The sequence below is a fragment of the Yersinia massiliensis genome (assembly GCF_003048255.1).
GTDB lineage: Bacteria > Pseudomonadota > Gammaproteobacteria > Enterobacterales > Enterobacteriaceae > Yersinia > Yersinia massiliensis_A.
The window spans coordinates 3,987,303-4,001,216 of record NZ_CP028487.1 but is presented as its reverse complement, the minus strand read 5'-3'; the positions used below and the strand labels follow the sequence as shown (position 1 = coordinate 4,001,216).

The following is a 13,914-nucleotide window of genomic DNA, read 5'->3' as shown; positions in this document are numbered from 1 at the left end:
CCCAGGGATTGTTTTTCTGGATACCGTACCCAATGCATTTCTAAATTAATTCATTGATATATAAAGGGCGTATTGTACTCAGCGCCCTTTATAATTTCGTTGCTCGTTGCTCGTTGCTCGTTGCTCGTTGCTCGTTGCTCGTTGCTCCGCGCGAGTGAACTCCTGACTAGTCGCCCCTCTAACCAATAACATCCCCCAACTGGAATATCGGTAAATACATCGCTATCACTAAAACACCCACAATACCGCCAATAATCAACATCAAAAGAGGCTCTAACATTTGAGTTAGGTTATCAGCTAAATCATGTGTTTGTTGTTGATGCCAATCCGCCAACTTGTTCAACAGTATGTCCAGAGCTCCAGACTCTTCCCCCACTCGCACTAGCTGTTGGCAGAGTGGGGGAAATAAATGATGCTGGGTGAGGGCAGCATACAAAGGCATACCCTGATTTATCTGTTTTTGGATATGCAGTAATGCTTGCCGATAAGTATCGTTACTGATGCTAAGCAACGCTGCATCTAAGCCCGCTGTCAGTGGTAATCCAGCATGTTGGGTGATGGCCAACGTTTGGAATATTTGGCTAAGGCAATTTCCACGAATTAATGCCGAGATTAAGGGTATACGCAATAAAAGTTGTTGCTCATATGCCCGCCAGTGGGCCTTGTGTTGACGTAGATAACAGTAGCCGGTGAGGATAGACAGGAATAATAAGGCAATAACTGGCCCGTAATTCGTCAGCAATCCAGACAACAAGAGAAGTGAAGCAGTCAATGTGGGTAATGGTGTATCAAACGATTGATATATATGTTCAAACTCAGGTAACACCATTACCAGCATCAGTGTACTGACAAGTGAGGCGATGATACAGACAAACGCTGGATACTTGAGTGCCTTGACCACTTTTTTATTGAGTTTTTGCTGTCGTTCCTGATGTTCAACCAATTGAATGCAACATTGCTCGAGATTCCCAGTTAATTCCCCCATTGCAATCACCGGAGGAAATAACTTTGGGAAAATGTGAGGATAATGTGCCATTGCTTCGGATAATGATTGCCCTTGTGAAACTTGTTGGCTGATTTCATGTAATAAACATCGCCAAGGCAGGGCATCCACCTCTTTTGCTAAGAGCTTCAAGCTATTGACTAAAGGCAATCCTGCTTGCAATAGCGTGGCTAACTGACGAGTAATCGTTATGAGGCATTCACCACGCCAATAGCGGCTTGATAACCGCTTACCGCGCTTAATGGCCAGTAGATGTAAGCCACGGCCGAAAATATGTTCATAGACAATATTTTTATCTGTCGCCAGTAATGCGCCTGTTTGCAACTGCCCAGAAGCACCAATCGCTTTCCAATAAAATAAGCGTTGATGGCTCACGACGTTGCCTCAGTTTTTGTTTCAGCTAAAAAACCTACGACACGATTAATTTCCTCAAGTGTGGTGATGCCGCTTTCAACCAATGTCAGCCCTGCGGTGAGTAATGTTATTTGACCCTGCTCTCGTGCAATTAGAGTCAGCTCTGATGGGCTGGCATTAGTTAGCAACGCTTGCTGAACTTTCGGGGTGATACTGAGCATTTCATATACACCCGTGCGGCCATAATAACCTGCACAACAGTGCTCGCAGCCTAGGGCTTGATAATGCTGCAATGGGGTTGCCCTTATGGCTGCTGGAGGCTGATAAAGGTGAGGAGATGCACGCCTACAATGTAAACAGAGTTTTCGAATGAGGCGTTGGGCAATAACTAATGTCAGGCTCGAGGCGATAAGGTGGCGTTCAACCCCCATTTGAGTGAGGCGTATCAGTGTCTCAGTCGTTGAGTTGGTATGTAGCGTTGAAAGGACCAGATGCCCCGTTAGCGCAGCCTTAACTGCTATTTCAGCCGTTTCATTATCACGAATTTCGCCGAGCATAACCACATCGGGATCTTGGCGTAGCATCGCGCGTAAGACAGTTGAGAAATCCAACCCAATCTTACTGTTGGTTTGGGTTTGATTTATGCCATCTACTTGAATTTCGGTTGGGTCTTCAACACTACAGATGTTTCTTTCCGGCTGATTAAGGTGACTTAAGCTGCAATATAGTGTCACCGTTTTACCGCTTCCTGTTGGCCCAGTGACGAGTATCAAACCTTGCGGAGCAGAGAGTGCCTGCGTTAATTGTTGGATAGCCATTTTAGGCAGACCGAGTTTATCCAATGTGGGTTGTTGCTGCATATTAAGGATTCGTAGTACCAGTTTTTCACCGTACTGTACTGGGAGGATCGCAATTCTCATTGAGTAGCAAGTCCCGTTTAGCTGTACATTTAACTGACCATCTTGTGGTAACCGTTTTTCTGCAATATTCAATTTCGACATCACTTTTAAGCGGCTACTGATACGGCTGGCTAGCTCAGTTGAGGGTGATGGGGATTCATGTAATACGCCGTCAATTCGTAATCGAATACGGTAATGATGTTGGTAAGGCTCAAAATGAATATCCGATGCACGCTTTTGAATTGCTAGCCAGAGTGTTTGGTTAATAAATTGGATAACAGGCGCATCACCTTCATTATCCAGCAATGTTTCATCCAAACTTTGTTGAGATTGGGGACGTGAGGTTGATCTTTGTTGTACCTCATTTTGTTGAGGTGTCTCTTGACCTTGCACTGTTGATCTTGTGCCGCTACGCCGTTGTTTTTCTTTCGATATCACTAGATTTAAGGATTGTTCAATTTTTGCCTCTGGCCAAGACTCCACGATGATTTTGCGGCCACAAGTGAAACGCAGAGCTGTTAGTAGTTCATTACTCACTGGGCCAGATACAGCAATAGATAGGCTCTTACCATCAAGCACTAACGCTATTGCATGATGGCGGCGACAGAGAGCGTGTAATTCGTCGCTTATGGTCTCAGATGGCGATGTCACGTGTTCAGTCATCAGATTTAGCCGCCTTATCGTTGAACCGGAAGACAGCTTTACAGCTATCTTCAAGGCTGTCTTCTGCTGCCGTACATGCGCGAGACCAGATGATATTCGTGCTGTTATTTATGGTGGGTGACATCACCAGTGTTAATTTAGCGAGTGTCTGTTGGCCAATCAGTGTAATGACGCCTTTATTTATGGTTGCTGTGCTCACATAGCGCGATGGTTGTCCTTTAGGTATTCCGTTATTACCTTCGTTGCAATCATCAAGTTTGGCGTGTTCGAGTGCACAAAGCTCTACCGCCATTTTGTAGGGGACGACGCTCTGTAACATGTCCGTGAGCGCAGCTTTTTGGATGTAACGTTGATATGACGGGATGCCAATACCGCTAAGAACTGCGATTATCGCAATCGCCACCATCAATTCAATTAATGTGAAACCATGCTGATTTGCCATTTATCACTCTCCCTGTGTTTGAAAAAACGAGGCAAGAGTGCAGTTTTTAAATGCGAGGAGAAAGGGTAATTACATGGATTTGCGAAGTGTACTGTCGGATAGTTAGGTTGTTGCAAAGAAATCACAGATAACTTCGGCGGTGTTCGCAAAACAGAACTCTTGCCTGTTTTTTATTACTCACCGCCGAAGGTCATTTGGTAGAGTTATTTAAATCGCATAGAAAGGTCTAGGGCCGTAACGTGCTTGGTTAATGCGCCGACTGAAATGAAGTCAATGCCGGTTTCGGCATAGCTGCGAAGTGTTTCTAACGTCACATTACCTGAGACTTCCAGTTGGGCACTTTCCTGCGTTTTAGCGAGTTCATCACGCATTTTGACGGCATCACGCATCATTGGGATGGTGAAGTTATCCAACATAATGATGTCTGCACCAGCGTCGAGCGCTTGTTTCAATTCATCAAGTGATTCCACTTCAACTTCGACAGGGACATCGGCATGTATCCAAAACGCTTTGGCAACGGCTTCTTTAATAGAGCCAGCTGCAATAATGTGGTTTTCTTTGATAAGAAAAGCATCAGATAAACCAAGCCGGTGATTATTACCACCACCACAGAGCACGGCATACTTCAAGGCTGTACGTAGGCCCGGCAACGTTTTGCGGGTATCAAGTAGCTGCGTATTCAGCCCCGAAAGTACTGCCATATAACGGCTCACTTCAGTCGCGACACCGGATAACGTTTGTAGGAAGTTGAGAGCAGTACGTTCACCGGTAAGCAGAATACGGGCAGGGCCAGTGAGGTGGCAGAGTGCTTGGTTCGGCACCAACTTGTCGCCATCATTAACGAGCCATTCTACTGATACTTGAGCACCAAGTTGAATGAACACTTCATTCAGCCAGCGTTGACCACAGAAGACACCCGGTTCACGTGTGATAATCGTGGCGTTAGCTTGTTTCTCTACGGGGAGTAATTGCGCAGTGAGGTCACGGTCTGCGTTAACCTCACCACCGAGATCTTCACTCAATGCATGAGCAACAGTTGAAGGGATATCGTATTGAATTCGTTCCAATAGCTCGGCACGGCGGCTGTCAGCGTTATAGCTGCGGGTCGGCATAGAAAACTCCGAAATGGCGGATGGATAGTGGTCCAAACATGCTACTCTGTTGCTAGCAGAAGTGCCATAAAAGAGCCGGTAAAGTGTACGTTTAGGGGAGCTTAAGTAGACTATGCAGTTAAAGAATGGCGGGCCGTTAGACAAAGACTGGCAGTTAGAAGATGGTTGGATTTCAGGGGTGAAGCGGGTTCCCTCTCCCCATTTTGATCTGCGGCCTGAAGATGAAGCGCCATCGCTACTGGTGATTCACAATATCAGTTTGCCTCCTGGTGAATTTGGTGGGCCATATATTGACCAGTTGTTTACGGGTAAGCTGGATGCGGATGAACATCCTTACTTCGCTGATATTGTTCATTTAAGAGTTTCGGCTCATTGTCTGATTCGCCGTGATGGTGAGATTATTCAATATGTTCCATTTGATAAACGTGCTTGGCATGCAGGAGTCTCAATCTTTGCTGGGCGTGAGCGGTGTAACGATTTTTCGATTGGGATCGAGCTAGAAGGGACGGATGTGTTACCGTTTACGCCCGCACAATATCACAGTCTAAATAAGATAAGTGCGCTACTTTTTGCTCATTATCCGATTACAGCTGATCGGGTGACTGGCCACAGTGATATTGCGCCAGGGAGAAAAACAGACCCTGGCCCTGCGTTTGATTGGGCCTCGTATCAACAGTGTTTAGCGACATTGTCGCCATTAGAGTGAAACGGGTATCACCCCAAGGAGAGGCTGATTGCCAAGCGCACATTTGTTTACTGGCTGTACTTGATATTGTTGCCTGTAGATGCCGTGAGGCATATGCCCTGCATCGGGGCGGTTAAATGCAAAGGGAGAATAAGAGCTAATGACACTGTTCACGTTATTACTGGTGCTAGCATGGGAACGCTTATTTAAGCTAGGCGAACATTGGCAACTGGACCATCGTCTTGAAGTCATATTTGCACGTTTACGCCACTTTTCGTTAGTACAAACACTACTGCTGGTTACAGTATGGATGGTGTTGGTATGGCTAGTTTTACAGCTAGTGCAAAATATCTTATTTGGCCTTCCGCAGTTACTCCTCTGGATACTGATTTGTCTGTTATGCATTGGTGCGGGAGGGATACGTAAACATTATCGCGCTTACCTAAAGGCTGCGCGCCAAGGTGATGTGCATGCCACCGATAAAATGGCCGAAGAGTTGGCGTTAATTCATGGTCTACCGATGGACAGTGGCGAGAAAGCGAGGCTGCAATCGCTACAAAATGCACTTTTGTGGATAAATTTTCGTTACTACTTAGCGCCTATTTTCTGGTTTGTTGTCTGCGTGAGCAACGGCCCTGTAGCGTTAGCAGGTTATGCGATGCTACGAGGCTATCAAACTTGGTTAGCGCGACATCACACCCCTTTGCAACGTTCTCAATCTGGTATTGACCGCATCCTGCATTGGCTAGATTGGATACCGGTACGCTTAGTCGGGGTTGCCTATGCATTATTAGGGCACGGTGAAAGAGCATTACCCGCTTGGTTTGCCTCACTGGGGGACTTCCATTCCCAGCAATTCCAAGTGTTGACTAAGCTTGCTCAGTATTCTTTGGCTCGGGAACCACATTTAGATCCAGTACAGACGCCAAGGTCTGCCGTCTCATTGGCGAGAAAAGTGACACTGGCGATCATTGTTGTGGTGGCATTACTGACGATTTATGGCGCATTGATCTAGTCAGTTGGGCTGATAATGATTTATCAGCCCTTATAATATGATTTCCAATCTGACTAAGTTATATCCTTCTTTGGAAAAAATCTGACATTAAATTAAAATAACGTGTCAGTCTTATTTTCCATTAATTCCGATCTATTCATTTCGACTACCTCATTAACTCCCATATTATTTAGCCAATTAATCACTATTGGCTGGTTAACCTTCGCATGACGAAATCTATTTCTCTTTAGTTTGAAATTAATTTTAATTAACTGCGTTTTAATTTATGCCAATACAACAGGGATATTAGAATGAGCCATATGTCTAAAGGCATAAAAAGTTATTTGTGCTTTGGTTTGCTTAAGAAAATAATTGTATACACTCAAATTGTCTTACAGACATTATTGGGTACACTTCCGCTGTATACGATGAGTTTCAGTACTCAGGCAAACAGCGATGTAACAAAAAAAACATCGCTGTTTAAGCAACTTTATACACTCACCCCCAGCGATACACTTGAATCGGTTGCCTCGAGCTATGGCTTATCTGCGGATGAGCTTTGGGCGTTAAACATTAATTTATATAACAGTCGCAGCGCTTTTGACGCTATAAAATACGGTGCGGTTGTTTATGTTCCAAACCACGAAGAAGAGCAAAAATCGACGCAAAAAGCGTCTTTGGTAGCTTCTCATTTGTCCCAGGTTGGCAGTTCATTGAGTAGTGAGAGCCGTGGTGATGCATTTTCTCGCTTAGCTAAGGGCCTATTGTTAACTTCCACGGCTAAATCTGTCGAGGAATGGTTAGGCCATATTGGTAAAGTCCAAGTTAAATTACAGGCTGACGACAAGAATGACTTCAGCGGTTCAGAGTTCGATCTACTTGTCCCTCTCTACGATCAACCTGAGAAATTGACTTTCAGCCAATTTGGTTTTCGTCGTATTGACCAACGTAATATTGTGAATATGGGAATAGGTCAGAGGCATTATTTTTCTGATTGGATGTTAGGCTATAACATTTTTCTTGATCAGCAAATATCAGGTAATGCCCATCGGCGTATCGGCGTTGGTGGCGAACTTGCTCGAGACTATTTGAAACTATCTACAAATGGTTATTATCGTTTTGGCGGATGGAAAAATTCCAATCAGCTGGAAGATTATGATGAGCGTGCGGCTAATGGCTATGATATTCGCACCGAGGCTTATTTGCCTCATTATCCACAATTAGGCGGAAAACTAATGTATGAGCAATACCTCGGAAATGAGGTTGCTCTATTCGGCATTAATGAACGGCAGAAAAACCCATCGGCCTTAACCGCGAGTGTAAGTTATACCCCTTTTCCATTAGTCAGTATGGCGCTTGACCATACTATTGGTCAGGGTGGGAAAAATAAGACAGGGTTGAATTTAGCCGTCAATTACGAAATCAATACACCTTGGAAAAAACAGATAGATCCTGCATCAGTGCAAGCAGCGAGGACGTTGGCCGGTAGCCGGATGGATTTGGTCGATCGCAATAATAATATTGTATTGGAATACCGTAAACAGCAGGTAGTGACACTAAACTTACCTGACAAGATCAGAGGCAAAGAAAAACAAGTCTTACCCATCAGTTATACCGCTAACGCTCGCCATGGTTTGGATCGTATCGAGTGGGATGCCCTTGATGTGATTAGGGCGGGTGGTGCAGTGACCGACCAAGGAAATTTGGCCTATCATGTGATGCTGCCACCTTATATCGATGGCGGGGTTAATTCTTATGTATTAGCAGGGCGAGCTGTCGATAAAAAAGGCAATTACTCATTTTCCAACTCAACAAATATTCACGTTACTGATGTGAATATTCATCCAGGAAACAGCTTAATTTCATTAACCCCTCCGACAATACCAGCTAATGCCATCAGCCGAAGTGTAATCCAACTTCAGTTAAAGACCGATAACGGTAATTTGGTCAGTGGTGTTTCAAACCATATTACTTTTGCTATACGTGACTTTTCGGGTACGAGTCACGCTCGGAGAGCCATTAATTTAGTGCCGCCGGTTGTGATTAGTGATGTACAAGAAATTCAAACCGGTGTTTATGAAGCTTCCATTACGAGTAGCAGTTCGGTAGGGCGTTTTGAAATTATTCCTACTGTTCGCGGGGTTGAACTGAATCCTATTATCCTAACTCAAATTGCAGATTCCGTTAGTGCAACAATTAATGGTAGTGCCTCCGTCACTATTTCTAGCCCTTCAATTATCGCTAATGCGACAGATAAAACTCGTTTAGAAGTTCTGGTGACTGATGCACTGGGGCATCCGGTACAGGGTATTGAGGTGACTTGGGGCAGCGACTTAAATTCTCCAGGTCTTGAGCATGTTACCAGTATCACAAACGCTCAGGGAATTGCAGAAAATCACTTTAGTTCAACGGTGACAGGAACAGCCAACATTACGGTGCAGACCGGTACTTCCGCTCCTGTTCAGGCGGGTATGATAGAAATAAAGCCAGATAACAGCACCATGATGGTAAATGCCAGTAACTTTACTGTGACTAAAGCACCGGTGATTGCTAATGGTGCCAATAAGGCCACATATCATCTGAAGGTAACCGATAAGCAAGGAAATGTGGTTCCTGCAACCGCGGTTGAATGGTTAAGCAATATCGGCACCTTTATTCAGGGGAGCACAACGACCACGGATGCTAATGGTGAAACCTTTGTTGAGCTGGTGAGTACCAAAGCCGAAGAGGCTAAAGTGACCGCAAGAGTTGGCGGAAAACCTTATACAGCAGACGTTGTCACCTTTATTGCTGACCGGCAAAGCGCCAAAATTATGTTAATGCCAATGAGCAAAAAAATTGCAGCGGCAAATGGCGTCGATAGCATCACTCTCAATGCCAAAATTACTGATGCGAACGGCAACCCAATTAAGAATGAAAAAACGAATTGGGACGCTCCGGGCCACCAAGTGAGTTTTGATCCTATCACCGGAAGCACTTTCACAAATGATTTAGGTGAAACGCAGATTACGCTGACTAGCGCTGCCATCGGTGATGTCACCATTAATGCTCAGGTAGAGAAAGGCGATCTAGCCCTAAATCTGGCAACAGAAAATCTGAAATTTACTGCCGATATGGTGACAGCCAAAGTTACCGATTGGTTAGCACCGAGTGATTCAAAGCCTATCGCAGATGGTTTGGCACAAGTCACTTACCAAGTCGTCGTGAAAGACCAGCATGATCACGTTGTGCCAAATAGCATGGTTCATTGGGCAACCAACCTTGGCCAGTTTGCTCCTACACAAGACATCACTGCTGTCACGACCACAGATGTTAATGGTGTGGCTGAGGTTAGTTTGTCTAGCATTAGGGCGGGCAATGCAAGAGTCAACGCATCGGTTAATGGCCAGAGAGAAACCTCTTCTGCCAATGTCGAATTTATGGCGAACAGCAATAGCGCAACAATTGCTATAGCACCTGTAACTCAGCGTGATTACGTCGCCAATGGTAGTGACATGGTGACTTATACTGCGACAGTGATTGATGCTAATAACAACCCTGTTAAGACTGAAACCATCGTTTGGACAGATGAGAACGGGCATCCACTGACGATTAACCCGAATCAGAGCCAAACGGATCACACCGGTAAAGCTACCGTCAATATTACTTCTCTCATAGCGGGTGCATCACAAATTCGTGCAACGCTAGGTAATGCTGGAACAGATATCGCGCAGTCCATTACTTACACTGCTGACCGCCAAACCGCGAAAATTGCGTTGATTTCAGTTGACGGCGCAAGCCAAGTAACTGCTGATGGCAGTAGTCCTATTCGTTACAGAGCTGAAGTAAAAGATGCTAATGATAATCCAGTTTCGGGGATGACACTAAGCTGGGGCAGTAATATCAATAAATTTGATAATTCATGGAGTATTACTGATAGCTCAGGACAAAGTTCTGCAAATTTATCCGGTACTCAGGCGGGTAATGTCACGGCTTATGCTCAGCTAACCTCAGGTAATCATTCGAACGTTCAGAAAGAAAATACTCAGGCCGAGTTTATTGCCGCAACGTCTGTTAATAACAACTCATCCCTGCAGTTAGAACCAAAACTTATCATTGCTGATGGGCAGTCAACATCGATGCTGAAATTTACCCTGCGTGATGCCAATCATAACCCTGTTTCTGGTCTGGCTGCGGGTATTACAGTGATTCAGTTCCCAATTAACCATGTAACGGTTGGGTCCATAACTGAATCGACCACGAAGGGTGTTTATCAAGCCACAGTCTCTGGCATGAGAGAGGGGTCGGTAGATTTAACTGCCACAGCTGCAGCTAGCAATGTTAGCCAAACACAGACACTGACCTTACAGGCTAATAACAGAACCGCTATTTTACAATCAGTTACGGCAAATAAGAATACGGCCAACGCGAATGGTACGGATAGCATTACCTACACAGCCCAAGTGGCCGATGCTCATAGTAATATTAGTCTCGATAATGTTTCTGTGGGCTGGAGAACCAACCTAGGGGAGCTCATTGCAATAACCAAAACCAATCCCTCGGGAATTGCTACAGTCAATTTGACCAGTAAACAAGCGGGTAACGCGACGGTGACCGCTATCGTGAGCAGCACCAGTGAAATGGTAGCTGCGCCTGTCACCTTCACGGCAGGGGCAATTTCCATCGCTCACTCCTCGAGTGGTATGCCCCTTATGGATCTCGTCGCAGATGGTATTTCCACGACGACAGTGACGGTTAAGGTCAATGACGAGAATGGCAACCCATTAGTGGGTCAAAGCGGAAAAATCCAAGTGACGGCGGCTAATTTCCCTGGTCTGGTCATTCCCACGCAATTTACCGAAGTGTCCAATGGGGTCTATACCGCTACCATTACGGCGACTCAAGCGGGCGAGGGCGATATTGTCACTAAACTTGATGGCATTGAGCTGGCTAAACAAAAGTTGAAGGTCGTTGCTGATGTGCGTACCGCTAAGATTGCCAACGTTCAACCGATAAACACAGGCCCGCTGACTGTCGGCGCTAAAGCTACTTATCAAGCAACTATCAAAGATGCCAACAATAACCCACTAGGGGCTAATATTCCGGTAATGTGGTCAGTTAACCGTGACACCTTCATTAGTGGTGGCCAGTTAATGAGCTTGACCAATAGCGCGGGTATTGCAGAAGTTGAAATAAGCCGAGATCTAAAAGGGGATGCACTTGTCACTGCTACCGTTGGTGGAAGTAGTTTGCAGGCGACAGCGGTAACATTTACCAGTGGTGGGATGGATATCACTACATCGAGCATACGGTTAATGCAAGGCAGTATCGTTGCGGATAATGTTGATATCGCTACGATTCAGGTTGATCTGCGTGATAGCAAGGGTAACCCGTTACCCAATCTACAAAGTCAGATTACGACATCACCTCAAGATGGCGAGCACGGCTTGACAATAACGGTTCAAGCTCACCCATCTGGCGGCTATTTGGTTAATGTTAAAGGCACCCAATCGGGTCACCATGCAATGATAGTCTCTGTTGCGGGTACGCCTTTCCCGAATGCTGTGGATTTAAAACTGATCGGTGATGCAACAACCGCTAGATTTGACACGGTTAGCGTAGATCGCCCTTCATTTAAAGCTGATGATGCTGAGCAAGTGACCTATACGGCTACGGTGGTTGATGGCAATAACAACGTGTTGGAAAATCACCCGGTAAGCTGGCGTTTAGCGCAAGGTGAAGGTCGATACCAGAGCTTGAGCTATACCGATCAAACGGGTAAGGCCGAAACCAAACTGAGGGCAAGCCGTTTGGGTCAATATAGAATGGAAGCGCGGATTCGTACACAGGTCATGGCTGCAAATGATGTCTACACGACGGCCAATGATGTGGAACCAGATCAGTCTAATTTTGTGGTGGATGTGAACAGAATTGATGCCAGTGGTAATACTAAGGCTAAATTAACCGCCACACTGAAGGATAAATATGGCAACTTATTAGTTGGGCAGACCGTAAATCTAAGAGATAACCATAATCTGAGTGGAATAAGTTTCACAGCTAATCCAATGCAGGATCATGGGGATGGGACTTATAGTTCTGAAGTGACCTCTACCGCTAAAGGAAATGCCAAATTTATTGCCAGCATTAACGGCAATGATCTGAATCAACAACCACAATTGTTGGTCGGGAATATTATTCCGCAATTGAGTTTTGATAATAAATACTTAACGAAAATATATAACAGAGCTCGGCAACAAAATCAGCCGTTAAAGGGCTTACCTAGTGGCGTGACTGCCCACTGGAGTAGTGATAATACGGATGTCGTGAAAGTTGATGCCACTACGGGTGATATTGAGTTGCTTAAAGCGGGTGTCGTGAATATTTCAGCGGTGACGCTGGCGGATAATACCTATGCGATGGGGACAGCCAATTATCAGCTTGAGGTTGAGCGAGCGGATCCACAACTGAAGTTCCTGAGTTCTTTACAAAATATAGGATGGGGTGAAAAAATTGCCGCCCATAGACCTATGGTGGAAAACAGTGATGCGGATATTAATGGATTAACCTTAAATTGGGAAATTGATGATAGCGTAGTGGCGACTATTGATACCACAAGCGGTGAAATCACAACGAAGAAACCCAACACTACGCAAGTGAAAGTTAAGTCCGCACAAGATGATCGTTTCAAGGCGGGCACGGCCACCTACGCGTTGGTTGTAAATAAGAAGTCATTCCCAATCCGTTTTAGCCAATCAACAATGCAGGCAAAAATTACGGATAGAATTTCACTTCAAGCGCCAAGCGGCAGTTCAAATGCCCCATCAATAGAGTGGTCATCTTCAGATGAGAGCATCGTGAGGGTGAGTAAAAATGGCAGTAATGTAACAGCCCAAAATCCTGGGCGGGCAGAGCTTAACGCTAAAGTGGTGGGAGATGACTATTATCTGGAAACATATAGCAGTTATGTACAGGAGATTTATGGTAAGCCAGAAATAAGTCTTTCTATTATAAAACCGATGAGTAAAGGAAATATTTCTTCAGATCACCGTTCGTGGAAACCAGTTTTTGTCGGTGACAACTTAGTTGTTGATTGGTCTACTAAACATACAGATAAGTACAGATCGCCGGAAGCTGTCACTGTCGAATTAATAGATGAAAATACAGGTGTTAGTTTGGCAAATGAAACGATTAGGAATAATTTCAATTTGCAATCAACAGCTATTAAATACCAATCTGGATGGCTAGATAAAAAAGTTAAAGTTAGGATTCAATCTCATGGCTATCAGAATATTAAGGGTGTCGAAGTTAGCTCTCAATCCATTGATATAGGAAGATTAAGACCGGTAGATATATGGCGTTCAGCTAAGCTTAAACGCAGTTTTAATTTGATCATCACTTCTAATGGTAAAGATGATTCAACCTGCCGAGATACCTATTTAGGGAAAGAACATCATGCCAATTTAATGTGGGACATTGACATCGCAATGGATAATGAATTATTGGAGCCAATGGAGTTAACTTATAGATTAAACCAGCAACAGATCACTAAAGATTCATTTAGAACTGGGTTTAAGAAAAATGGTGCAGATCGAAGTAAAGACTCCAATACATCACTCAAAAAAGAGTGTTGGACTACACATGATGGAGTACCACCAAATTCAATTTCAATTAAGCATGCAGGTAAGGATGTTGGTTTTTATGATGTGAGTGACTTCCATTGGTATGGCGGAGGAAAGGATGTGCTTCGATGGATTACTCGAGATATTAATTAAGTCATTAGTGT

General features: G+C 44.7%; 7 protein-coding genes. 3 read left to right on the top strand and 4 right to left on the bottom strand.

The annotated features are described in order from the left end of the window. Nucleotides 1-178: 178 nt before the first annotated feature. The 4 genes from hofC to nadC form a co-directional block, all read right to left on the bottom strand. On the bottom strand, nt 179-1,378 hold the full coding sequence (gene hofC / locus DA391_RS18575; protein WP_108088060.1) for a protein transport protein HofC: 1,200 nt from the start codon (nt 1,376-1,378) through the stop codon (nt 179-181). After that, nucleotides 1,375-2,919 carry a type II secretion system protein GspE gene (gene gspE / locus DA391_RS18570; RefSeq protein WP_050080242.1) on the bottom strand — a complete coding sequence of 515 codons (1,545 nt, stop codon included), beginning with the start codon at nt 2,917-2,919 and terminating at the stop codon, nt 1,375-1,377. The genes hofC and gspE overlap by 4 nt, the downstream gene beginning before the upstream one ends. After that, the gene (ppdD, locus tag DA391_RS18565; protein ID WP_050080243.1) at nt 2,912-3,361 is read right to left on the bottom strand and encodes a prepilin peptidase-dependent pilin; all 450 of its coding nucleotides are present in this window, start codon (nt 3,359-3,361) and stop codon (nt 2,912-2,914) included. Before ppdD ends, gspE begins: the two co-directional genes overlap by 8 nt. A gap of 203 nt (nt 3,362-3,564) precedes the next feature. Next, entirely contained in the window at nt 3,565-4,473 is a 909-nt protein-coding gene (nadC, locus tag DA391_RS18560) for a carboxylating nicotinate-nucleotide diphosphorylase (protein WP_050080244.1), read from the bottom strand. A 112-nt stretch (nt 4,474-4,585) separates the two neighbouring features. On the opposite strand from nadC, the gene ampD reads away from it, so the two are divergent. The 3 genes from ampD to DA391_RS18545 all read left to right on the top strand — a co-directional run bounded on the left by ampD (nt 4,586) and on the right by DA391_RS18545 (nt 13,903). After that, nucleotides 4,586-5,179, top strand: a complete 594-nt coding sequence (gene ampD, locus DA391_RS18555; protein WP_050285864.1) for a 1,6-anhydro-N-acetylmuramyl-L-alanine amidase AmpD — start codon at nt 4,586-4,588, stop codon at nt 5,177-5,179. A gap of 139 nt (nt 5,180-5,318) precedes the next feature. Then, complete coding sequence (gene ampE / locus DA391_RS18550) at nt 5,319-6,173, top strand: beta-lactamase regulator AmpE (protein ID WP_050080246.1); 855 nt, start codon at nt 5,319-5,321, stop codon at nt 6,171-6,173. A gap of 290 nt (nt 6,174-6,463) precedes the next feature. After that, on the top strand, nt 6,464-13,903 hold the full coding sequence (locus DA391_RS18545) for an Ig-like domain-containing protein (protein ID WP_098904191.1): 7,440 nt from the start codon (nt 6,464-6,466) through the stop codon (nt 13,901-13,903). Nucleotides 13,904-13,914 lie beyond the last annotated feature (11 nt).

What these genes read in the sequence shown, in the direction of transcription:
- gspE (WP_050080242.1), bottom strand. Translation starts at nt 2,919, where the DNA reads ATGACTGAACACGTGACATCGCCATCTGAGACCATAAGCGACGAATTA.
- nadC (WP_050080244.1), bottom strand. Translation starts at nt 4,473, where the DNA reads ATGCCGACCCGCAGCTATAACGCTGACAGCCGCCGTGCCGAGCTATTG.
- ampD (WP_050285864.1), top strand. Translation starts at nt 4,586, where the DNA reads ATGCAGTTAAAGAATGGCGGGCCGTTAGACAAAGACTGGCAGTTAGAA.
- DA391_RS18545 (WP_098904191.1), top strand. Translation starts at nt 6,464, where the DNA reads ATGAGCCATATGTCTAAAGGCATAAAAAGTTATTTGTGCTTTGGTTTG.
- ampE (WP_050080246.1), top strand. Translation starts at nt 5,319, where the DNA reads ATGACACTGTTCACGTTATTACTGGTGCTAGCATGGGAACGCTTATTT.
- ppdD (WP_050080243.1), bottom strand. Translation starts at nt 3,361, where the DNA reads ATGGCAAATCAGCATGGTTTCACATTAATTGAATTGATGGTGGCGATT.